Here is a 21,330-nt window from a genome sequence, read left to right as displayed (position 1 = left end):
AGGAGTGAAGTTTGAGTAACCAAAAACAACACCAAACGTCATCAAAAATTGTGAGTCTTGAACACTGTAATTTTTCTGATTTTTACGATGAGTTGATTGACAAAAAAGGGAATACGCGGCCCCACGGCGCTGCATTGGTGGATTATTTGTCTCAATTATCCCATGAAGAACTCAAGCACGCACAAGAAGCTGCAGAACTGGTTGTTAAAGAAATGGGGATCACCTTTACCGTTTACGGCGAGGGCAGCTCAATTGATCGCGCTTGGCCTATCGATATTATCCCACGCATCATTGCCAATAAAGAATGGCAACGGGTTGAAGAAGGTCTAAAACAACGAGTAAAGGCGCTCAATATGTTTATCGACGACCTTTATCACGACCAGAAAATCATCAAAGATGGAATCTTCCCCAAAGCGCTGTTGAGTAAATCAGTTAACTTTCGCAAACAATGTATAGGCATATCTCCACCTAAAGGCATTTGGGCACACATTTGCGGTTCAGATCTGGTCAGAGACAGTGAAGGCACAATTTACGTGTTAGAAGACAATTTGCGCGTACCATCCGGTGTCTCATATATGCTTGAAAATCGGTCGGTTTTAAAACGGGTATTCCCTGATATGTTTGAGAAAATGGATATCTTACCTGTCAATGACTATCCCTCTCAACTGTTCGATATGTTATCCAGTTTATCACCTCGCCCTCAGGATAAACCGGAAGTCGTGGTGCTTACACCGGGTATCTACAATTCCGCCTATTTTGAGCATTGTTATCTGGCGCAGGAAATGGGTTGTGAACTGGTAGAAGGAAGAGATCTCACCGTCGAAAAAGACGACTGCGTTTATATGAAAACGATCAAAGGACTTCGCCGGGTCGATGTGATATATCGTCGCATTGACGATATGTTTTTAGATCCAGAGGCATTTAATCCAGACTCCATGCTAGGTGTACCTGGTTTAATGCGCGCGTGGAGTAAAGGCAACGTCACCTTGGTCAACGCGCCAGGTGCGGGCGTAGCAGATGACAAAGTGGTCTACACGTACGTACCCGATATGATCCGTTACTACCTCGGTGAAGAAATTAAGCTTCCCAATGTCGAAACCTATCGTTGTTACGAACCAGAGGATATGAAATACGTAGAAGCCAATATTGATAAACTGGTAATCAAGCCTGCAAATGAGTCAGGTGGCTACGGGCTTTTAATAGGGCCTAAATCGACCAAGAAACAGCAACAGGAAACACTGGCACAAATAAAAGCAGATCCCCGCAACTGGATTGCACAGCCCACGTTAAATCTGTCCACAGTGCCCACCATCGACGGAGATAAAATAGAAGGTCGTCACGTGGATCTCCGCCCCTTTATCCTGTCTTCAGGAACTAATACCTATGTGACCACAGGAGGACTGACAAGGGTTGCCTTGGTAAAAGGTTCATTGGTGGTAAATTCGTCGCAGGGTGGCGGTAGTAAAGACACTTGGATTGTGGATTAGGGAGAGATTGACATGTTATCACGCGTTGCAGAGACTCTTTATTGGACAGCTAGGTATATTGAACGAGCCGAGAACCTAGCCCGACTAATCAATGTCAATAACTTACTATTAATGGATTTACCCAAAGGTTTCTCTCCAGGCTGGGAGCCTTTATTAGACATCACTGGAAATAGAGAAGCGTTCGAAGCCATTTACACCGACTATAGCGAAAAAAATGTGGTGAAGTTCCTCACTATTGATAGCCGCAACCCATCATCTATAGTTAATTCACTACAATATGCCAGAGACAATGCCCGTACTATCCGCGAAGTCATTCCCCGAGAGGTGTGGGAGACAATTAATGGGTTACACCTGTCAGTTAAAGAAAACGGAAACAGCTTTTTAAGCAAGCGTGGGCGCTTTACTAGCTTAAAACAGGTGATCAACCAATCACTACTCACATTTGGCACCATGGATGCCAGCATGAGTCACGATGAAGGCTATTTTTTCTGGCGATTTGGCGCGGCGCTCGAACGCGCTGATATGACATCGAGAATTATCGATGTTCGTTCAGCCACCCTCACCGAAGATATGAGTGATCTCCCCTTTGAAAATATATTGTGGATGAGTGTACTGCGATCGTTAAGCGGCTATCAGATGTACCGCCAAAAGATGGGAGTGCGTGTACGTCCGGGGGATGTGTTACTGTTTATGCTTCACAGCAAAGAGTTTCCACGTAGCGTGCTCTTTTGCCTAAATAAACTTAAGAGTTTGTTTTTGAATTTGCCTGACAATGAGGCGATGATTGAACGCATTGATCACAGCATTACTGATTTAGAAAAGCAGCCTGTGGCGACCTTGCGAGGTCGCGCATTACACAATTACATTGACGAGCTACAAATTGACTTTGCCGATATTCATCAGCAGTTAGCAGAACAATATTTTCTACATTAAAGTCTCATCGATAAAGAGAGTCGTGAACGCAGCGCTAGAACTCTGGCGCTGCCTCTTATTCCGTGCCATTCGCCGTGCGATGGAGAATTTTGCTTAACAACAGCGACGATTGGTTTCATTCGCCGTATGATTTGTACTATAAAAACGCCCTCATTGTTTACCCTATCCCCACCTAATTATTGGTGGAAGAAACAGGTGAAATTAAGAGATATTGAAAATGCCGGCAACTTAATCCGAATCATCACACCCGACAGTTTGATGCTAAGGCTTATCCCCCTTTCTAGTAAAAGCCACTTTTTTAAGCAAATCTTTCGCGCCCTTTTCTTTGTTATGTGCCGATATTACTGCACCAAAAATTTCACTCTTGATCGCTATTCTGTGCGAATGAAAAGGCAAACGTTACTATTGACTAACGCTGAGTTCATTATACTTTACTTGTGTATATACCAAGGCTTATCTATTACAGATACAGCAAAGTTAACAAAGCGAGAGCCAAGTGCAATTACACAACTTATCATTGACTTGAAAATGCAGTTAACTGTGGGATAACCCCTTGCCCTGCTGATGTTATCGAGCTTCGCTCACACAGCTAATACCAGTCCGCATAGATCATTACCCACTCAGCGAGAGTTAAAATGTTCGTAATCGCGGCGTGTTACCGCAGGTATAGTGGTTCTACATCAAGGTGTCAATTTACCCTTTATACAAATTGTCTTGATTTAAAGATGAACAGTTTCATTCCTATATTTTTTTCTTGCTTTAATAATTCCAGAGATTGAGCTCACCTCTTCTCTTTTAATCTAACTGGAAATTTAAGGATAGTAACGATGAAACTACGTAAATCTATACAACTACTGGGTGCAGCAAGTGCACTTATTTTTAGCAGCCTAACTTTTGCCTCTGCGGTGAATGTCGAACAAAACGACGTTGCCATTCACGGTTATGACCCTGTGGCATACTTCGTAAACAATAAGGCTGTTGAAGGTTCTTCACAATATACCGCTACTCATGAAGGTGCCATCTACCGCTTTTCGAGCGCTAAAAATCGCGACTTATTTAAATCTAACACGGCTAAGTATGCCCCTCAGTTTGGTGGCTACTGCGCGATGGGCGTGGCCCTGAACAAAAAGCTCGATGTCGATCCTATGGCCTTTCACATAAAAGGTGACAAGCTTTATCTCAACCTAAACAAACAAGTCCAACAGAAGTGGATGGAAGATATTCCAGGTAACCTTAAAACCGCTTATCGCGTATGGGACGGCATTGAAACCCTATCTGTAGCAGAAGCAAATGCTGAGGATTGAGAACTGATGAATGGCGTTTTATCAAGGGAAGACCATAGAGATAGCAGCGAGCAGTGTGAGATTGTACTGCTCTACTTCAGCGCTCAATGGTGTGCTCCTTGTAAGCAGTTAGCCCCGACAATGGCCACGCTTACTGAAACCTTTAGCTCCAAGGTGCGCGTAGTCAAGATTGATGCTGACGCGCAGTTTGAAATGATGAAGCAGTTTGGGTTGCGAGCCATACCCGCATTAGTACTAATGCAAGGGGACACCCGCATAGACGAGCGCATTGGCTTACAGTCCTATCACGACCTCAGTGACTGGCTCAATAGTTATCTAACCTGACTTATTAATAAGGAACTCAATATGGACCACAAACAGAAGCTTGCCGCCGCTGCGCTGGCGGTTGCACTTACAACATCGGTAATTGCACCTGTACACGCAGCATCCAAAGAGAAATGTTATGGCATTTCAGCAGCGGGGCAAAATGACTGCGGTAATCTGGCTGGCACCCACTCTTGTGCAGGTCAATCTACTGTTGATAACGACCCGGGAGAATGGAAGCTGGTAGCCAAAGGTACCTGTGAATCATTAGGAGGGATGTTAAAAGCTGAGGCAAAGCGCAAATATCAGCAAGAGAAAGCCAATAAACACTAAGACGTGTTTAGCTAACCTAAAGTCGTGGCCGAATAGCCCTGCAAACACTGGGGCCTTTTTAACGTGGCTGACTACAGGTAAGAAAATTTGGCTATTTTGGAGTTTAAAGGCGGTGGAGACTATCTATGACAGAGCACAGTGAAACGCATAAAACAGCAAATAATCTACCCATGTTTGGTGTTGGACTGCGTCACCCACATTATGCTGATGCGCTAAACCTCAAGATAGATTCCACCGACTTTGTTGAAATTCACGCTGAAAACTTCTTTGCGCTGGGGGGGAAACTGGTTGATTACTTATCTGCTGTAAGCGAAGTCTATCCAATCAGTGTGCATGGTACAGCAATGGGTCTGGGCTCTGCATCCGGCATACCCGAATCCTATTTATCTGCTTTTTGCGAGTTAGTGGAGCGTATTAACCCACTGCACGTATCAGATCATGCCAGTTTTAGCTGGGGTACTGTGAACAAGCAACCTGTGCATAGTGGAGATTTACTGCCTTTGCGTTTTGACAAAGCCCATTTGGCCATACTGGTACAAAATGTTGATCGCGTTCAGCAACGCCTTGGAAGAAAACTCTTAGTCGAGAATATTGTCAGTTACCTGAATCATCACAGCGACCCTCTCAAGGAATGTGACTTTTTATCAGAACTGGCTGCGAGGACCCAATGTGGTCTGCTCATAGATATTAATAACCTTATTATAAACTTACAGAACTTTCCTACGAACAAAGAAAGTAGTGTAGCTGCAAGCCATTATTGGCTATCCCAACTTCCAGCACACGCTGTTGAAGAAATTCATCTAGCAGGTAGTCAGAAACCCAAGGTGGGCCAGCTTATCGTAGATGATCATAGTCAGCCAGTGAGTGACGAAGGGTGGCAGCTATATCACTATACGGCTAGGTTGTTCCCACACGCCTCAACACTAATAGAATGGGACAATGAACTGCCAAGTTGGCAGCGGCTAAACTTAGAAGCCAGTCGAGCCCGCGCTATGCATCCGGTTTCACACGCACCTTAAAATCACCAAGAGCGACTGAAAATATGTCAGACCTTTCTCCCGCACAATACCAAAATCAATTTCTCAGAGTACTTTTCGCTAAGGAAAACCCATTAAATTTGCCTTCAAATGCCTGTGGTATTTACACCAACAATCTCCTGTATACCGCCCATCGGGCGCTTTCAATTAGCTACCCCATTTTTACTCAAATGGTGGGCCAACAAGCGCTACTCATCCTTACCCAACAACTACTTGAAAAAGAGAAACCCCAACATGGGGACTGGGCTAAATGGGGGGGTAAATTAAAGCAAATTGTAAGTGAAAGTGAGTTGGCTCTCGATCACCCCTTTCTCACCGATATCTTAAATATGGAATGGTTGAGTCACTGCGCGTTTACCTCCGCCGTGTTACCTTTAAATCGCGCTAGTTTTGAATTGCTGGTGACCACTGAACTTGATCGCCTGACATTTTCTCTCCAGGCGGGCGTGAAGGTGTTATCTAGCCATTATGCCCTTGATAGCATTAAGCAAATGCATACAACAAAGTCATCAGCTCTTCCCCTTGGCAACTTACACATGTCACGAGGGCACTTTTATTTTATCCTGTATCGAAATACGTCTGGATCTGTTGTACTTTCACGACTGACCCAAACAGAATTTAAATGGACAAAGGCAGTCCTTAAGTTAAATAATTTCAGCGACTTGCTTGAACAGTTTCCCAATTTTGATATGCCCGTCTGGTTACAAAAAGCCATTCAATTTGGATGGATAGAGTCACTACGCTTATCTGATTGAAGCTTTGTATCATTCTCCCTTTATAGTTTGTAAAGTCGCAATTACCTACTTCACACAAAGCACTTTTTCTTCGCTCTTTTTTTTGCGCTTTTATTGTCCCCTTGCTGACGTGCAACAACGCCCATTACAGGACGAGTGAATGTTCTAATATGGGGAAAGTACAACCCGAACGTTCGACTATAAAAATGGTAAAACTCTGATCTAAATAACATTATACCAAGGTTGATGCTTATTATTTGCAAACAAAAAAAAGCGCAGCCAGGCTGCGCAAAAAGGGAACAAGAGTCATCAGATAATAAATTGGGTTTACCCCGCGCAATCTTTTACAGTGATTGGGTGGAGGCGCTAACACCTAACTTTAACCAGTGATCCAGTGAGAATCTGTCAGCCCCCCAAACAACCACGTGAAGTAAAATTACACCCCACAGTAGATGCTGGTTAAATGCAGCCGGCGCGATCTCTTCTAAGCTTATCACTGCCACAACGTTAACCACGCTAAGTGTTAACGCACTTATACGAGACGCAAAACCCACGGACAACATAATGGGAAACACAATTTCAGCGAATGTCGCGAGGTAAGCGGCCAGAGTAAAAGGCAGTAGTGGCACCTGATACTCGTATTCAAACAAAAAAAGGGTCGACTCGAAGTCATTAATTTTAGTTAAGCCAGAAGCCCAGAATACCCATGCTACATAGAGTCTGCCCAATAGCGTAATTAGGGGCTGAGGTGCGGACAATACCGAAGATATGCCGTGTAAAAATTGGTGTGAAGTTGGGGACAGTATTTTCATTTCTTCTCCGTTAATTAAGTTAGGTGGTTAAGTAAATTTCACCCGTTAATCTTAAAGTTTTCTGAGAATGAAAATGAAACCAGACGTACTTGGTAGTTGACAGATCGTTCAATTATTCGCGATTTTTCATCCACGATTTTGGCGACGTCCCTAAACGCTTTCGAAATACGCGTGCAAGTGCTGAGGCGTGTTCGTAACCCACGCGATTGGCCACTACGCTAACCGGCACATTGTCAGACAATAGTTCTTTTGCCAGAGCAATACGCATGTCTGTAATGTAATCATTGGGGGTCGTGCCTACCGTTTCTCTAAACAAAGTGGCAAATTTTGAACGGGACATTGCGGCGACGTCCGCTAACCCATCTACGGTCCATGCAGAGTGTGGAGAGGTATGAATGGCAGCTATCACTTTCGCTAACTGTGGATGTGTTAACGCAGCAAGAACGCCCCCCTTCACCATTTGGTTATCCAAGGCGTAGCGCAAAACCTGAAGTAAGAACATTTCACTTAGTTTGTCTATCATCGCCAATCTGGCTACTGATTGACTAAATGCTTCTTCAAATAGCCACTCAGCTGTTCTCCCTATGTCTTGGTGTAAGGTAAGAGGTAAGATAAGGACATCTGGTATGGCCTCAAGCAGTAATTTTTTATCTACGGATTCAATAATAACATTGGCACAGACCAATTCTGGAACTTCGTCCTCGCTGGATAAAATGCGGTGAGGGGTAGGCCCAGGCATAAAAATAACGGATGGTTCTGTGACGACCCATTTACTGTTTTCGCCCGCTAACAGGGTGAGCTCTCCGCTCTTTAGTAAATGTAAATGTCCGTTGCGATCACCTTCAAATGATTGGATCCCGCACAGTTTACCACTGAAAAACACATCAGCCTTGATTGATATTTTACGTAAAATAGTGGCTATATTTTCCATAGCTTTCCTTAGTGATTAGCGTGACACCCAATGGGTGCATATAGTAGATTCACAAAGGTTTAGCGTACTTAACCGAACGTGTAAAAATGAAACCAAAAGTACAATAAACGTATCTTTACCCTACCTTCCAGTTAACTAGAACGCCACTGCATTTTCGCTTCGCCACTGTTTGGGTGACAATCCGATGCGTTTTTTGAAGATTCGCGCCAATGCTGAAGCGTGTTCGTATCCGACTTCATGTGCCACTGCATGAACGGAATGGTTTCGCTTGAGAAGCTGTTTGGCCAATGAAAGGCGCAAATCTGTGACGTAATCGTTAGGGGTTTGCCCTACGACAAGCCTGAATGATTCCGCAAATTTCGAACGCGACATAGCAGCTATGGAAGCGAGAGTTTCTAATGTCCAAGGCTGCGCCGGTTTGGCATGGACCGCCCTGATAACTCTGGATATCTGTGGATGGCTAATGGCCGATACCATATTCGAATTTAAGTGTCCTTTTTCTGTTGCGTAGCGGATCAAATGAAGGTAGAGCATTTCACCAAGCTTTGTGATCATGGACTCCCTCCCTACCTGCTGAGCTTGAAGCTCATTGAGTAAAAGCCTGGCAGTACAAGAAATAGAACAACTCAGGCTTAATTGCAGGTACATCATAGTAGGTAGTGCATCGACCAGAATACTGTGTTGATTTATGCAAAACGAAACCCGAATCAGGGTTAAAGTGACAGGCAGTTCTCCGATTTGTTCTATAATATGCGCAGTCGATTTAGGCAGCAGGAGAATTGAAGGCCTGTCCATTAGGATATCGAGCTCTCCTTTACCCTTCACCCTTAGATGACCAGCTTCAACAATGTATAGCACGCCGGTTTGGCCAATATGTTTTCGTCCTTTAAACTGTCCACTGTAGTCAACAGATGTAGTGAAGTTATGTTGTTCCAACAAACGTGTCAGGTTTTCCATAGCTGTCCTCGACGTACTCTTTCAGTTAGGGATCAGTGTGAATTAACTTCACTACTTACAAACCAAGCGCAGATAGACCTGGATGCTCTTCTGGCCGGATACCTAGTGGCCAATGAAACATTCGCTCTGAGGCCATAATTAGCAGATCATTTATTGAAGCGAATCGATTGATCATCAACCCTTCCTCGTTAAACTCCCAGTTTTCATTGCCGTAAGAACGAAACCAGCTGCCTGAATCATCTTGCCACTCGTAGGCATATCTCACTGCAATCCTGTTATCAGTGTACGCCCACAATTCTTTAATTAATCGATAGTTAATCTCCTTATTCCATTTCCTTTGAAGAAACGCTCTGGCTTCATCTCTTCCTTTTATAAATTCAGCTCTATTGCGCCATGATGTATTTAAGCTGTACGCCATGGCCACTTTGTCTGCATTTCTGGAGTTCCAGCCATCTTCCGCTAGTCGAACTTTTTTGACTGCCGATGATTCTGTGAAGGGAGGAACTGGCGGACGATATTCATCAAGTGCGTGCATATTTTTACCTTTTGGGTTGATAGTAAGTGACACTCAGGGAGATTGATTTATGTACCCTGTTTTCCATTGCTGTTAATTTGGTTACAATTTAACCATCACTGGAGAGCTGGAGTAGTGGTGTATCCTTGGTAGGACTTAACCGAAATATGGAGAGATAGTTGGATAGGTATACGGCAATGGGTATATTTGTTGAAGTAATGGAGTGTGGCAGCTTCTCTGCAGCAGCACGTAAACTCAACAAGCCACAAACCACGATCAGTCGTCAGGTAAAAGATTTAGAAGAGCACCTGGGCGTACAGCTCATTTTAAGATCAACTCGAAATTTGGTTTTAACTGACGCAGGCAAAAACTACCTGACTTCAGCTAAGTCTTTATTGCTGTCACTTGAAGAAATGGAAAGAGAAGTCAAAGGGGAATACCAGATTCCGAAGGGGAATTTAACGGTAACCGCTCCGGTAATTATGGGAAGAATGCACGTTTTCCCCCTACTGGCTGACTACATGAAAGCCTACTCAGACGTATCGGTCCGCCTCATTCTCACCGATCAGAATATGCATCTTTATGAAGATTTGGTCGACATTGCCATTCGCGTTGGCCATCTGCCCAATAGTGAATTGGTGGCCAAACGAGTAGGAGAAGTACACAAAATATTATGTGCCTCACCTGACTACTTAAAAAAGCATGGTCACCCTAACACTCCTAGCGCGTTGATTGACCATGATGCAATCACATTTGAAGGGTTAGACTCCACATCACAATGGCGATTTTACGATAACGATAATGCTTTTGATGTGCCCGTTTTTTCACGCGTTAAAGCCAACTCTACTGATATTGCTGTACACAGTGCACGACAGGGATTGGGAATCGCACGAGTGCTTTCCTATCAAGCTCTGCCCTGGTTGATGAGCAATGAACTTGAACGGGTACTGCACGATTACAATCCCCCACCTCTTCCCGTCAACTTACTTTTTATCAGGCAGGGTTCATTACCCCTGAAACAAAGAAGCTTTATCGACTATATGGTCCCCAGATTACAATCACGTCTCGCCGAAGTCGCCAGTGATTGGGCTAGTCTGCCGACTCAGATCACACATCAACAGTAATATGCTTTACGGGTTTGCCCTTGCCACCAGCCATGAGCCTGCTGATTGTTCCGTCAACCAAGTTTAGCTCGACATCAATAAGACTTGGAGACGGTGACGACATAAATACGCCTTGTTCAATACGAACAGTATTTGTCTTCACTTTCCCCGCATCGTAAAGTAAACAAGCAAGCGGCCCTGCCGCCATGCCCGTCGCGGACTCTTCTTCGATACCATAGCGTGGAGCAAACATTCTGGTTGTAGCATCTTTATCTGTCGCCTGCGGATCAGTGGTAAATACGTAGTACCCCACCAAATTAAGTTTATCACTCACTTTGGCTATAAGTGCATAATCTGGCTCCAGCTTTTGCAATACCTCGCCACTTTTTACCCCAATCAGCAGAAAACTATTCCCCGTATTCACCACCGACGGCGTAAAATCAGGATCGAGTTCTCTATCTTTCAGTCCCACTGAATGCAAAACTTCAGACAGCGTTACATCGCTACCTCCCCATTGTGAAGGGAGCAAGTAGTTAGGTGCTTTTTGCTCCATAAAGGCTGTACCTTGCTTCAGTACTATTTTGCGAGGCCCATCTACAGTTTCTTTAGACGTTTCCCCTTCACCGATAAGTCCCTGCTGGGCTAAATACGAAAATGCGGCGATGGTAGCGTGCCCGCAGTGTGCAATCCGCCGAGTAGGTGTGAAAAAATCCAGCTTAACGCCTTCTGTGTCCGAGGCGCTAACAAACACCGTTTCGGACAAACCCACTTTACTGGCGATTAAAAGCATCTGTTCGTCTGAGAAAGTATCTGCACCGAGCACGACGCCAGCGGGGTTGCCTCCCCCACCTTGTGAAATAAATGCGTTTACGATATGAACCGTAATTGGGTTACTTTTAACTTGAGAATAGTTCATTTATATCTCCTTTGATTTTTCTTCATATTAACGGGCATGCTATGATTTTATAAGTCATATCAACATGTGAAAAACTCATGAATAAGCAGAACCAGCGTGCCGTAACTAAACTCGCTCACCACAGCGCTGTCTTGGCTGCCATCCACTCTTGTACGAGTTTTACCAAAGCCGCTGAAGCACTTGGAATTGATCAATCTGCAGTCAGTCATCGAATTAAAGGGCTCGAAGAAGCATTGGGAATAACCTTGTTTGAGCGCACAACTCGAACGTTAAAGCTCACAGAAGCGGGTAAAATTGTCTGTCAGAGTGCTGGCGAGGTAATGGACCGGTGGGCGTTAGCCATAGCTCAGCTTGAGCACAACAACCGAAGCGAGCAAATTCGATTGTCGATGTCTTCTTCATTAGCAATGAAATGGCTAGTACGGGTGTTGCCTAACGCTGCGAAGCGACACCTAAATATTGCGTTGAATGTCAATGAAGACGCAGTTAATTTTGATCACGCAGACGTGGATGTAGCCATAAGGTTTGGCGTAGGCCCGTTTCCCGGTGTATATGCCAAACCACTGAGTGAGTGCTATTTGCAGCCCGTAGCAAGTCCTGCGTACCTCGACACTTCAATCTCACAAGACAATGTGCTGTTAGCCCGTGACACAGCATTCTTATCTGACCGCCGCGGCGAACAAGATGAAACCCAATATAACTGGCGTACTTACTTAAAGCAGACTCAACAGCGCAGCGACAATGTCGCTCCCAAAGCCCATTTTGATAGGGCTGATCTTATGTTACAGGGAGTCATCAGCGGGATGGGGGTGGGTCTGGGCAGAACCTTACTGATAGAAGAGGACGTAAAAGCAGGATTTCTAATCCCAATCGGCGAGGCCGTAAAAATCAAGGCAAAATACTGGCTGGTATGTACGCCGAGTTTCGCCCAAACTGAGCGATATCGCATACTCTACCAATGGTTGAAGGAAGAAATTGCTAGCACCCGCACGACTGCATAAGTTTTCATCTCACCATACTGTGTAGCGAATAAGAAAGGGAGTAACTGGGTTTTATCTCACGGCTTAATGTCGAGCTAAAAAAGTGGCTGTTTAACGCAAACTCGCTATGCTTGACCACCTTAACATGCAAAAAGGCCCACAATCTGTGTGGGCCTTAATATCTGATTAACGTTAATAACGTCCAAAACAATGTAATGTCTACACGCGTCTTTTAATCGTTGAGTTTTGCAGAAAATCAGCTCGGTGTGATCGCGTTGTGATACACATCCTGCACATCATCACAGTCGTTAAGCATATCCATAAATTTTTCGAACGTAGGCATGTCTTCTTCACTGATTTCAGTTTCAGTTTGCGGCATCCAACTCATTTCCTCAGCAATGAAACTAATGTCGGGATAAGCTTCCGTCAACGCCGTTTTTACCTGATAAAACTCGGTATGTGGTGCGTAGACGGTCACTTTGCCTTCGTCCACTTCTACATCAGTCACATCCACGTCAGCTTCCATCAACACTTCTAGCACCGCGTCTTCATCATCACCTTCAAATTGAAACACGGCTTGATGATCAAACATGTGCGATACCGCACCTTGTGCACCTAGTTTTGAATTGGTTTTAGTGAAGCAATTACGCACTTCGGTAATGGTACGGTTAGCGTTATCGGAAAGACAGTCAACGATTACCATGCAGTTGCCAGGGCCGAAGCCTTCATATCGCATAGGTTGAAAATCTTCACCCGCACCACCAGCTGCTTTGTCGATGGCTTTTTCAATAACGTGGCTAGGTACCTGATCCTTTTTCGCTTTATCCATAAGGCGGCGCAGTGACAAATTGGTGTCTGGATCGGCCCCACCGTTCTTTGCACATACGTAAATTTCTTTACCGTACTTTGAATAAACTTTAGTTTTCGCGCCAGCGGTTTTCGCCATGGCGGCTTTGCGTACTTCGAATGCTCTTCCCATCTTAAAATTCTCTTTCTCGCAAGTGGAATACTGCGTTGCGTTTTAAACCGGCTACTGTGCTACATGCGTGTGAACATTACCTCTTGAGGCATTAACCCGCAAAAGGCGGGTCTAAGCACAGAAAAAAGTGGCGAAATTCTACCTTATTTTGTACTCAACAATACAGCCTTTATACGTTTTTGTTGACCCTGTTATAGGAGATTTATGCTCCTCTCGTCCTTACGGTAGATGCTCAGTCGCCAAATAGTCATGGGACTGCATTTCTTTTAAACGACTAAGACAACGCTTAAATTCAAAGTTTAATAAGCCCTCGGTGTAAAGATGTTCAAGCGACACCTCAGCAGAAATAATTAGCTTTACGTGTCGTTCGTAAAATTCATCTACCATGGCGATAAAGCGCCGGGCTACATCATCATTGTGCTGGCCCATCTCTTTCACATTGGCCAGTAGTACAGAGTGATAGCAACGACTTAACTCTATATAGTCGCTTTGGCTGCGCGGCCCACCGCACAATGCCTTAAAGTCGATCATCAACACACCGTCTGCATTGCGCAGGGTTGCTATTTTGCGGTTATTGACTTCTATGTCTTGTCCCTGTGTCCCTTCCTCCGGCGCCAATTGAGTGAAATAACAATGCAGGTTCTCGGTCGCCTTTTCATCCAAGGGAAAGTGATATATTTCAGCTTGCTCTAGGGTGCGAAGTCGATAGTCAATGCCACTGTCGACGTTAACCACGCGGGTATTTTGGTTCAGCAGGTCTATTGCGGGTAAAAAGCGTGCCCGCTGCAAACCGTTTTTATACAAATCGTCAGGTACAATGTTCGACGTCGCCACCAACACAATACCGTGACCAAACAGCTCTTCCATTAACGTCCCTAAGATCATGGCATCGGTGATATCAGAGACAAAAAATTCGTCAAAGCAAATAACCCGTGCTTCACTTGCCAGTTTTTGAGCCACTATTTTTAGTGGATCCTGAGCGTTCTTAAGCTGTTTTAGTTCATCGTGCACCCGATACATAAAACGGTGAAAATGCACCCGCATCTTTTGTTCAAAAGGCAGGCAGTCATAAAAGGTGTCAACGAGATAGGTTTTTCCTCGTCCGACTCCACCGTAAAAGTAGATCCCCTGAATGCCAGGCTTTGCATGGCCTTTACCAAAGGCTGCCTTTAATTTAACCCGCCAGGTCATTTTCTTTTCAGGCTGGGTTAGCTCATCAAATAACCGCTGTAACTCTTTTACTGCGTTCTCTTGCGCCGCATCATAATGGAAGTCAGGCGTCTTAAGATCTAGCTGATATTTTTCCCATGGCGTCATCGCCCAAACCACTCCGTACAAAAGTCAATAGCGGCGCCCGCTGCACCGACCTGCTTGAATTTCTCAATTATGACCTTAATTTTAATGGAAATCACGGTAGAATCTCACATTGAAATTTGTCATACACTGCCATTGGAATAATAAATGTCAGTAAGTATACGCTTTTCGGGTTCGGCCTTGCTATATTCAAGTAATGGTCGAAAGCGGCTTCAAGACCGTAATAGTAAGGTCGGCTGCACGATGTAGATTGATTCGGAGTAGATAATGGAATTGTTAGTTTCTTTTGCTTTGTTAGTCGCAGGACTAATTATTGGCTTCTTTACGGGCCGCTTCTTTCAACAGAAGCAAGGGGCGGGTAACGCGGCACAAACTGAAAAGCAAGTAAAAGAGATCCTCGCACAGCAAGCGCAGCATCATATTCACCAGACTCGTCAGAGTTTAGCGTCGATTGCTAGCCAGTGCGAGACGTTAAAACAACACATTGAAGAATATGAAATGCTGCTTGAACAAGGTGGCGATGAGGACGATAGCAAAGTGCCTTTTTATGGGGAACAGGCAACTACGTACCTACGAAATAGTTTAAAAGGGTCAGACAAGTCTAAAGTTCAACGAGTTTCTGACACGCAACCCAGAGATTTTGCCAATTCAGGTTCTGGGTTATTCGTCGGCGGTTCTGAACAGAATAACGCAGATAAACAGTAACTTCGGGAACTTTTCTGAGACCTCGGACTCTTCTAGTGAAACCATGCTATGTCGCATTAAACATGAAGGAGTGTAACCGAACATGAAAATGTCTTTCCGCCATTGCTTATTGGCGTCTGCCGTTGTTGTAAGTTCATTGGGCTTTACTGCTACTACACAGGCAGCGCTGCCGTTTTTTTCAGATAAAAAAGATGAAATGCCTTCTCTGGCACCTATGCTAGAAGAGGCTACCCCTGCGGTTGTGAGTATCGCAGTAGAAGGCACCCAAACATCACGGCAACGCGTGCCGGAAATGTTTCGATATTTCTTTGGTGCGCCGCAAGAACAAGTCCAGGAGCGTCCTTTTAGAGGTCTAGGTTCGGGGGTCATTATTGATGCAGATAATGGCTACGTGGTCACCAATAATCACGTTGTAGACAACGCGGATGAGATCACCGTTAAACTCACTGACGGACGCGAGCTGAAAGCCAAAAAGCTCGGTTCAGATGAACAAAGTGATATCGCACTTTTAAAGATTGAGCCAGAAAATTTAAAAGCGCTCCCCCTTGCTGACTCTGATGCACTTAGAGTGGGTGATTTTGTTGTTGCTATTGGCAATCCATTTGGACTGTCACAAACCGTTACATCGGGTATTGTCAGTGCACTGGGTCGCTCTGGTCTGAATATCGGTGGCTATGAAGATTTTATCCAAACTGATGCTGCCATTAACCGCGGTAACTCAGGTGGTGCTCTGGTTAATCTGCGCGGCGAGTTAGTAGGTATTAATACCGCTATTTTTGGTCCTAACGGCGGTAACGTTGGCATTGGTTTTGCCATTCCCGCCAATATGATGAAAAGCCTGATTGATCAAATTGCAGAATTTGGCGAAGTACGCCGTGGCCTATTGGGTATTTTAGGAAGCGATATTGATGCAGGTCTCGCAGAAGCGATGAATGCGCAAGTGAATATCGGTGCTTTTGTCAGTGAAGTGCAACCAGAATCAGCAGCTGAAAAAGCTGGTTTACAAGCAGGTGATATTATTACCGCTATTAATGGCCGCAGTTTACACAGCTTCCAGGAACTGAGGGCGAAAATTGCAAGCATGGGTGCCGGTGCTGAAGTCGAACTCACTGTTGTGCGTAAAGGTAAAAAGATGAACGTCGACGTAGTACTGGACGATGCTACCGACACCACCGTTACGGCCGCACAAATTCACCCTGCGCTCGAAGGCGCCACACTCTCTAACGGCAGTGATAATGCTGGAAATGCGGGTGTAGTAGTTTCAGATATTGAACGAGGCGCGCCGGCTGCGCGAATTGGTCTTCAACCTGACGATGTCATTATCGGTGTAAACCGCATTCGCACATCGAGTGTGGCTGATTTTAGAAATGCTTTGGATGAAGCCAAAGGCGTGATCGCTTTAAATGTGAAACGCGGTAATTCCACATTGTATCTGGTTATTCGCCAATAGATTGCCTCAGGCATATCACATACAAGCAGCGCCTTTTCAGGCGCTGTTTTTTTGTATATTGACAAAAATCACTTTTCCTTACGGTAGTTTAGTGAATTAAGTGATATGCTTTATTTATAAAGATGGGGGTCGACTTTCTGACATAGTTGGCAAGTAGGATGCCCTTAAACTGGTAAAAGCAAAGCGTCGCTTTACAGGTTAAACCAAAGGTACCGAGTTAATTGGTAAGTTTGGATACTGTAAAAGTAACCATTAACTAAAAAGTGTAATTCGTGACTGCACGCTCAATTTTTAACTTTATCGCAAAATCTGTTCTATTAGGCACACTGGTAGCGGTATTACTATTGCTGTTCCTACCTAACCTGCGTCAAGGTAGCGGCATCACCCAAGGGTGGTTTAGTCCCCCCTCTGTAAGCGCCAATAGAGAAAGCTATTTTGCCGCACTAAGTCGCTCAGCACCGGCAGTGGTAAACATATACAGTGTGAGCATTGAAACGGATACTGGACTATTTCGCAATCAACCCAGAGAGCGCGCAAGTTTGGGCTCAGGGGTGATCATGACCGAGAATGGTTATATCCTGACATGCCACCATGTGGTTGAAGACGCCGATAGCATTTATGTAGCCGTTCAAGATGGGCGGGTGCTTGAAGCTCAAATTGTTGGGACCGATCCCCTCACTGATCTCGCTGTCCTTAAAGTTACCGCAGACAATCTTCATATAATTCCTCAAGTAAGTGAACCCGACCCTCACGTGGGTGACGTAGTAATGGCTATCGGTAATCCCTTTGATTTAGGGCAGACGATTACGCAAGGCATTGTTAGCCGTGCAGGTAGAAATGGTTTGTCAAACTACGTCGATTTTATCCAGACTGACGCCGTACTTAACCAAGGTAACTCTGGTGGGGCATTGGTAGACAGCAATGGTATTCTGCTCGGCATCACTAATGCGAATTTCCAGGTAAGGGACTCTCGAAATCGCGTGAGAAATGTAGACGGCATTAACTTTGCTGTTCCCTATGAATTAGCAAAACGGGTAATGGACGAAATTATCAGTAATGGGCGGGTTATTCGCGGACAATTGGGTTTTATTGGCAGTGAAAATCGCAATAGACCAGGCATTGACGTAACTGCTGTGGCGAAGGGAAGTCCGGCCGATATTGCAGGGTTGCAACCCGGTGATATTATTGTTTCCATTGATGGAGTGCATTTAGAAAGTGCAGCAAAAACCCTAGATATGATCGCGGAAACCGCACCGGGAACGCAGTTGGTACTTGAGATTAGCCGTGACGGTACTCCTTTATCTATTTCTGCTACCGTCGCTGAGCTGCGCACCAATCCGTAATCACACAGCAGCATAACCAATATTTAAAATGACAAAAAGCGCCAACGGGCGCTTTTTGTTTAGGCTGTTAGAAGTAAGTGAAAGCTATTCTTTCACACGCTCAATAATGGCTCCTAGGCCACTGAGTTTTTCCTCTATGGCTTCATAACCTCTATCGAGATGATAGATACGGTTTACATGGGTTTCACCTTCAGCGATTAATCCGGCAATAACCAAGCTCGCCGACGCGCGCAAATCAGTAGCCATTACAGGCGCACCTTTTAACTTTGAACTTCCTTTAGACACGGCAGAGTTCGCTTCAAGTGCAATTTCCGCTCCCATACGCTGTAATTCAGGTACGTGCATAAACCTATTTTCAAAAATAGTTTCAGTGATCACCCCCGTCCCTTCCGCTACACAGTTAAGGGTGACAAATTGTGCTTGCATATCAGTTGGGAATGCAGGGTGCGGGGCAGTTTTCACTCGCACAGCCTTTGGTCGCTTCCCTTCCATATCTAACTCAATCCAATCATCACCAGTGGTGATTTTGGCACCGGCTTGCTCCAGCTTATCCAATACCGCATCAAGGGTATCTGGCGCCGCATGCGTACAACGAATTTTACCGCCAGTTACAGCAGCCGCCACTAAAAACGTACCCGTTTCGATGCGATCGGGCAACACTGCGTAGTCACAACCGGAAAGTGTTTCTACACCTTCAATCGTTATTTTATCAGTACCTGCACCAGTAATTTTTGCGCCCATTTGGATCAAACAGTTGGCCAAATCGACAATTTCAGGTTCACGCGCGGCATTCTCTAACACCGTCGTCCCTTCAGCAAGCGCAGCGGCCATCATTAAGTTCTCGGTAGCACCAACACTTACCATGTCCATAAAAATACGTGCGCCTTGCAATCGCCCATCGACTTCTGCCCGGATATAGCCTTCTTCCACCTCTATTTTAGCACCCATCTTTTCAAGTCCGGTGAGGTGAAGATTGACAGGACGGGCGCCAATAGCACAACCACCCGGTAACGAAACGTTAGCTTTACCCTGCTTTGCCAACAAAGGCCCTAGCACGAGAATGGACGCACGCATGGTACGCACTAATTCATAAGAAGCCGTAACGCTTTCTAACGTACTTGCATCAATAATGATGTCATTTGGCGCGGGTTGAGCCACTTCTACGCCAAGTTCTTTAAGTAAGGCCGTAGTCGTATTAATGTCACGCAAACGCGGCACATTGGTATAGCGACAAGGAGAATCTGTCAGTAAGCTCGTCATCAACAACGGCAAGGCAGCATTTTTAGCACCAGAAATTCGAACCGAACCTTGCAAAGCCGGGCTTTTCTTAATTACAAGTTTATCCACGAATATGACCTATTATTGGGGAATATGGAACTGGCGCTCACGCTCCCAGTCTTTCACTGAAAACGTCTTAATGCTAATCGCGTGCATGCTGCCGTCAGCAATCTTATCAGCGAGTGGAGCGTAAACCACCTGCTGTCGCTTAACTCGACTCATTTCACTAAATGCATCGCTCACCGCAATAATATTGAAATGAGACCCTTCACCTGTCACGTGGACTTCGTGGAGATCGAGCGCCTCCTTTAAGATTGTTTCAATTTCAGACAATTCCATAACTTACTTCTTTAATTCGTTAATTGGTCTTTATTCTACTGGTAAAAAGCTGTCCGCGTCGCTAATTTTTGCGAGTTTCTGGAGCTTCTCAGGCATTTTATAAAGGGTCATGCTAACATTGTTTTGCTTAGCATCCCTAACCGCATTAATTAACCAGGCTAAACCAGCACTGTCAGCGCGCTCTACATCACTAAGGTCGACAGTACAAGTCGCTGCTTTTTTAAGTAAATCACGCTCACTATTACGCAAACTTTCCCACAGATTTTTCGACAGTGTATCGCGGTCAAGATGCCCATGAACCACAATATTGCCCTTATCGTTTACCTCAAAAAGGCTCACTCGGGCTCTCCTTCAATTTGGATGGCTGCCCCTTGTTTAAGCTCGACTGGTTTACCTATTTTGTCTCGCATCAGCGCAATAACGGCATCAATGCCTTCTTGGCGTAAAATTGATTCAAACTCGCTGCGCTTACTGTTTAACATACTGATGCCTTCAGCAACCATATCATAAGCTTTCCATTCGTTGGTTTTGCTGTCTTTTCTTACTTTAAACGCAATTTTAATTTCCGGACGAACGGGATCTTGTACCACTGCGCGCACCGTCACAGACTTCTTATCATCAAAACTTGATTCAGGCTCGAAAATGACGGTTTGGTTGTCGTAGTACCCCATGGCTACGGCATAAGTAGTCACCAGATATTGACGAAAAACACTGATATATTCCCCCATTTTTTCCTGAGGTACTGATTTAAAGTGTTTACCCAAAACCATAAAGGCAGCGAATTTGTAATCAATATGAGGAACCAGTTCCTCTTCCATAATAGTGCGAAGCATTTCTGGATCAGCTTTAATTTCAGCCTGATTTGCCTTAATGCGGTCGAAGGTGCGATTTGCCACATCCTGAACTAACTCGTAAGGGTTCTGTTCATTCACTGTTTGTGCACTAGCAGTCCCCACTACTGACATCACCATAATGCCTATCGCTGCCATAAACTTTTTCAAAGTCTCTCTCCTAAAAACCATTTCTTTAAAGCAGACCAGTTTCAATATCAATTAGTTTCATCTGGTCGCAATTTGAATATGTATAACCCGCTATAAAACTAACTAATTTCCATCACTGCCGCGGTTAAATAAAAATTGCCCAATCAAATCCTCTAATACTAAGGCCGATTTGGTGTCTTGCAGGTAGTCACCATTTTTGAGGTTTTCTACACCATCGAAAGAAAAACCAGGCTGGAACCCTACATATTGTTCGCCGAGTAGTCCCGACGTTAATATAGAGACAGAGCTGGTATCTGGAAATCCGTCATATTCCTTTAAAATTGACAGTTCAACTACTGGCGTAAAGTCTTCTTGATCAAGTGTTATCGAAGATACACGACCCACTGTAACTCCCCCAACCTTTACGGCAGAGCGCGGTTTTAGACCACCAATATTGTCGAATTTAGCGTACAGCGTATAGGTATCGCCTTCAGTAGCCACAGTCTGATTCGCCACTTTTAGGGCCAATAGTAGTAGTGCTCCTATGGTGAGTACGACAAAAAAGCCTACCATCACTTCCGTTTTATACTTGTTCATT

General features: G+C 44.8%; 24 protein-coding genes. 12 read left to right on the top strand and 12 right to left on the bottom strand.

Translation table 11 applies throughout. The features are described from left to right. The first annotated feature begins 11 nt into the window (after positions 1-11). The 7 genes from ACMCM8_RS02385 (at position 12) to ACMCM8_RS02355 (ending at position 6,152) form a co-directional block, all read left to right on the top strand. A complete protein-coding gene (locus ACMCM8_RS02385; RefSeq protein ID WP_412725083.1) occupies positions 12-1,487 on the top strand; it encodes a circularly permuted type 2 ATP-grasp protein in 1,476 nt (491 codons plus the stop codon). A gap of 12 nt (positions 1,488-1,499) precedes the next feature. Next, positions 1,500-2,420: an alpha-E domain-containing protein gene (locus ACMCM8_RS02380; protein ID WP_412725081.1), complete on the top strand. Its 921-nt coding sequence runs from the start codon at positions 1,500-1,502 to the stop codon at positions 2,418-2,420. 827 nt (positions 2,421-3,247) lie between these two features. Further along, positions 3,248-3,724, top strand: a complete 477-nt coding sequence (locus ACMCM8_RS02375) for a YHS domain-containing (seleno)protein (RefSeq protein WP_412725079.1) — start codon at positions 3,248-3,250, stop codon at positions 3,722-3,724. Positions 3,725-3,730: 6 nt separating this feature from the next. After that, the gene (locus ACMCM8_RS02370) at positions 3,731-4,048 is read left to right on the top strand and encodes a thioredoxin family protein (protein WP_412725077.1); all 318 of its coding nucleotides are present in this window, start codon (positions 3,731-3,733) and stop codon (positions 4,046-4,048) included. 21 nt (positions 4,049-4,069) lie between these two features. Beyond that, the gene (locus ACMCM8_RS02365) at positions 4,070-4,360 is read left to right on the top strand and encodes a BufA1 family periplasmic bufferin-type metallophore (protein WP_412725075.1); all 291 of its coding nucleotides are present in this window, start codon (positions 4,070-4,072) and stop codon (positions 4,358-4,360) included. Between the two features lie 125 nt (positions 4,361-4,485). Continuing rightward, positions 4,486-5,379: a DUF692 domain-containing protein gene (locus tag ACMCM8_RS02360; RefSeq protein ID WP_412725073.1), complete on the top strand. Its 894-nt coding sequence runs from the start codon at positions 4,486-4,488 to the stop codon at positions 5,377-5,379. Between the two features lie 23 nt (positions 5,380-5,402). After that, positions 5,403-6,152 (top strand): HvfC/BufC family peptide modification chaperone, encoded by a 750-nt coding sequence (locus ACMCM8_RS02355; protein WP_412725071.1) that lies wholly within the window; start codon positions 5,403-5,405, stop codon positions 6,150-6,152. Between the two features lie 323 nt (positions 6,153-6,475). On the opposite strand, the gene ACMCM8_RS02350 is transcribed toward ACMCM8_RS02355, so the two are convergent. The 4 genes from ACMCM8_RS02350 to ACMCM8_RS02335 form a co-directional block, all read right to left on the bottom strand. Then, positions 6,476-6,943, bottom strand: coding sequence for a DoxX family protein (locus tag ACMCM8_RS02350; RefSeq protein ID WP_412725069.1), 468 nt, complete (start codon positions 6,941-6,943; stop codon positions 6,476-6,478). A 112-nt stretch (positions 6,944-7,055) separates the two neighbouring features. After that, positions 7,056-7,874, bottom strand: a complete 819-nt coding sequence (locus ACMCM8_RS02345) for an AraC family transcriptional regulator (protein ID WP_412725067.1) — start codon at positions 7,872-7,874, stop codon at positions 7,056-7,058. A 135-nt stretch (positions 7,875-8,009) separates the two neighbouring features. Beyond that, positions 8,010-8,831, bottom strand: coding sequence for a helix-turn-helix domain-containing protein (locus tag ACMCM8_RS02340; protein ID WP_412725065.1), 822 nt, complete (start codon positions 8,829-8,831; stop codon positions 8,010-8,012). A 55-nt stretch (positions 8,832-8,886) separates the two neighbouring features. Beyond that, the gene (locus ACMCM8_RS02335) at positions 8,887-9,366 is read right to left on the bottom strand and encodes a DUF1348 family protein (RefSeq protein WP_412725063.1); all 480 of its coding nucleotides are present in this window, start codon (positions 9,364-9,366) and stop codon (positions 8,887-8,889) included. Between the two features lie 158 nt (positions 9,367-9,524). Between ACMCM8_RS02335 and ACMCM8_RS02330 the strand changes: the two genes are divergently transcribed. Then, positions 9,525-10,469, top strand: coding sequence for a LysR family transcriptional regulator (locus ACMCM8_RS02330; protein WP_412725061.1), 945 nt, complete (start codon positions 9,525-9,527; stop codon positions 10,467-10,469). Here ACMCM8_RS02330 and ACMCM8_RS02325 read toward each other — a convergent pair. Continuing rightward, the gene (locus tag ACMCM8_RS02325) at positions 10,453-11,364 is read right to left on the bottom strand and encodes a PhzF family phenazine biosynthesis protein (RefSeq protein ID WP_412725059.1); all 912 of its coding nucleotides are present in this window, start codon (positions 11,362-11,364) and stop codon (positions 10,453-10,455) included. The two genes, ACMCM8_RS02330 and ACMCM8_RS02325, sit on opposite strands and share 17 nt — an antisense overlap. A 77-nt stretch (positions 11,365-11,441) precedes the next feature. Here ACMCM8_RS02325 and ACMCM8_RS02320 point away from each other — a divergent pair, with 77 nt between their 5' ends. Further along, complete coding sequence (locus ACMCM8_RS02320; protein ID WP_412725057.1) at positions 11,442-12,365, top strand: LysR family transcriptional regulator; 924 nt, start codon at positions 11,442-11,444, stop codon at positions 12,363-12,365. 235 nt (positions 12,366-12,600) lie between these two features. Here ACMCM8_RS02320 and ACMCM8_RS02315 read toward each other — a convergent pair whose 3' ends face one another. Next, positions 12,601-13,323, bottom strand: a complete 723-nt coding sequence (locus ACMCM8_RS02315; RefSeq protein WP_412725055.1) for a YebC/PmpR family DNA-binding transcriptional regulator — start codon at positions 13,321-13,323, stop codon at positions 12,601-12,603. Between the two features lie 219 nt (positions 13,324-13,542). Beyond that, on the bottom strand, positions 13,543-14,640 hold the full coding sequence (gene zapE / locus ACMCM8_RS02310) for a cell division protein ZapE (protein WP_412725053.1): 1,098 nt from the start codon (positions 14,638-14,640) through the stop codon (positions 13,543-13,545). A gap of 264 nt (positions 14,641-14,904) precedes the next feature. On the opposite strand from zapE, the gene ACMCM8_RS02305 reads away from it, so the two are divergent. The 3 genes from ACMCM8_RS02305 to ACMCM8_RS02295 all read left to right on the top strand — a co-directional run bounded on the left by ACMCM8_RS02305 (position 14,905) and on the right by ACMCM8_RS02295 (position 18,135). Continuing rightward, positions 14,905-15,342, top strand: coding sequence for a ZapG family protein (locus tag ACMCM8_RS02305; protein WP_412725051.1), 438 nt, complete (start codon positions 14,905-14,907; stop codon positions 15,340-15,342). Positions 15,343-15,430: 88 nt separating this feature from the next. After that, positions 15,431-16,792 (top strand): DegQ family serine endoprotease, encoded by a 1,362-nt coding sequence (locus ACMCM8_RS02300; protein ID WP_412727590.1) that lies wholly within the window; start codon positions 15,431-15,433, stop codon positions 16,790-16,792. A gap of 272 nt (positions 16,793-17,064) precedes the next feature. Continuing rightward, a complete protein-coding gene (locus ACMCM8_RS02295; protein WP_412725049.1) occupies positions 17,065-18,135 on the top strand; it encodes a trypsin-like peptidase domain-containing protein in 1,071 nt (356 codons plus the stop codon). Positions 18,136-18,219: 84 nt separating this feature from the next. Here ACMCM8_RS02295 and murA read toward each other — a convergent pair whose 3' ends face one another. The 5 genes from murA to mlaD all read right to left on the bottom strand — a co-directional run bounded on the left by murA (position 18,220) and on the right by mlaD (position 21,329). Continuing rightward, positions 18,220-19,482, bottom strand: coding sequence for a UDP-N-acetylglucosamine 1-carboxyvinyltransferase (gene murA, locus ACMCM8_RS02290; RefSeq protein ID WP_412725047.1), 1,263 nt, complete (start codon positions 19,480-19,482; stop codon positions 18,220-18,222). Positions 19,483-19,494: 12 nt separating this feature from the next. Beyond that, the gene (locus ACMCM8_RS02285) at positions 19,495-19,752 is read right to left on the bottom strand and encodes a BolA family protein (protein WP_412725045.1); all 258 of its coding nucleotides are present in this window, start codon (positions 19,750-19,752) and stop codon (positions 19,495-19,497) included. Positions 19,753-19,782: 30 nt separating this feature from the next. Beyond that, on the bottom strand, positions 19,783-20,091 hold the full coding sequence (locus ACMCM8_RS02280; RefSeq protein WP_412725043.1) for an STAS domain-containing protein: 309 nt from the start codon (positions 20,089-20,091) through the stop codon (positions 19,783-19,785). Continuing rightward, positions 20,088-20,753, bottom strand: coding sequence for an MlaC/ttg2D family ABC transporter substrate-binding protein (locus ACMCM8_RS02275; protein ID WP_412725041.1), 666 nt, complete (start codon positions 20,751-20,753; stop codon positions 20,088-20,090). Before ACMCM8_RS02275 ends, ACMCM8_RS02280 begins: the two co-directional genes overlap by 4 nt. 102 nt (positions 20,754-20,855) lie before the next feature. Next, positions 20,856-21,329, bottom strand: coding sequence for an outer membrane lipid asymmetry maintenance protein MlaD (mlaD, locus tag ACMCM8_RS02270; RefSeq protein ID WP_412725039.1), 474 nt, complete (start codon positions 21,327-21,329; stop codon positions 20,856-20,858). Between the last annotated feature and the right edge of the window lies 1 nt (position 21,330).

The sequence above is a fragment of the Alteromonas sp. D210916BOD_24 genome (genome assembly GCF_047159385.1).
Taxonomy (GTDB): Bacteria; Pseudomonadota; Gammaproteobacteria; order Enterobacterales; family Alteromonadaceae; genus Alteromonas.
Note: the sequence above shows the minus strand (reverse complement) of the source record. Positions and strands in the feature narration are given on the sequence as shown.

Bases quoted from the DNA above. Each gene is read 5' to 3' on its own strand.
- ACMCM8_RS02380 (WP_412725081.1), top strand. From the start codon at position 1,500: ATGTTATCACGCGTTGCAGAGACTCTTTATTGGACAGCTAGGTATATT.
- ACMCM8_RS02375 (WP_412725079.1), top strand. From the start codon at position 3,248: ATGAAACTACGTAAATCTATACAACTACTGGGTGCAGCAAGTGCACTT.
- ACMCM8_RS02370 (WP_412725077.1), top strand. From the start codon at position 3,731: ATGAATGGCGTTTTATCAAGGGAAGACCATAGAGATAGCAGCGAGCAG.
- ACMCM8_RS02365 (WP_412725075.1), top strand. From the start codon at position 4,070: ATGGACCACAAACAGAAGCTTGCCGCCGCTGCGCTGGCGGTTGCACTT.
- ACMCM8_RS02360 (WP_412725073.1), top strand. From the start codon at position 4,486: ATGACAGAGCACAGTGAAACGCATAAAACAGCAAATAATCTACCCATG.
- ACMCM8_RS02355 (WP_412725071.1), top strand. From the start codon at position 5,403: ATGTCAGACCTTTCTCCCGCACAATACCAAAATCAATTTCTCAGAGTA.
- ACMCM8_RS02350 (WP_412725069.1), bottom strand. From the start codon at position 6,943: ATGAAAATACTGTCCCCAACTTCACACCAATTTTTACACGGCATATCT.
- ACMCM8_RS02345 (WP_412725067.1), bottom strand. From the start codon at position 7,874: ATGGAAAATATAGCCACTATTTTACGTAAAATATCAATCAAGGCTGAT.
- ACMCM8_RS02340 (WP_412725065.1), bottom strand. From the start codon at position 8,831: ATGGAAAACCTGACACGTTTGTTGGAACAACATAACTTCACTACATCT.
- ACMCM8_RS02335 (WP_412725063.1), bottom strand. From the start codon at position 9,366: ATGCACGCACTTGATGAATATCGTCCGCCAGTTCCTCCCTTCACAGAA.
- ACMCM8_RS02325 (WP_412725059.1), bottom strand. From the start codon at position 11,364: ATGAACTATTCTCAAGTTAAAAGTAACCCAATTACGGTTCATATCGTA.
- ACMCM8_RS02320 (WP_412725057.1), top strand. From the start codon at position 11,442: ATGAATAAGCAGAACCAGCGTGCCGTAACTAAACTCGCTCACCACAGC.
- ACMCM8_RS02315 (WP_412725055.1), bottom strand. From the start codon at position 13,323: ATGGGAAGAGCATTCGAAGTACGCAAAGCCGCCATGGCGAAAACCGCT.
- zapE (WP_412725053.1), bottom strand. From the start codon at position 14,640: ATGACGCCATGGGAAAAATATCAGCTAGATCTTAAGACGCCTGACTTC.
- ACMCM8_RS02305 (WP_412725051.1), top strand. From the start codon at position 14,905: ATGGAATTGTTAGTTTCTTTTGCTTTGTTAGTCGCAGGACTAATTATT.
- ACMCM8_RS02300 (WP_412727590.1), top strand. From the start codon at position 15,431: ATGTCTTTCCGCCATTGCTTATTGGCGTCTGCCGTTGTTGTAAGTTCA.
- ACMCM8_RS02285 (WP_412725045.1), bottom strand. From the start codon at position 19,752: ATGGAATTGTCTGAAATTGAAACAATCTTAAAGGAGGCGCTCGATCTC.
- mlaD (WP_412725039.1), bottom strand. From the start codon at position 21,329: ATGAACAAGTATAAAACGGAAGTGATGGTAGGCTTTTTTGTCGTACTC.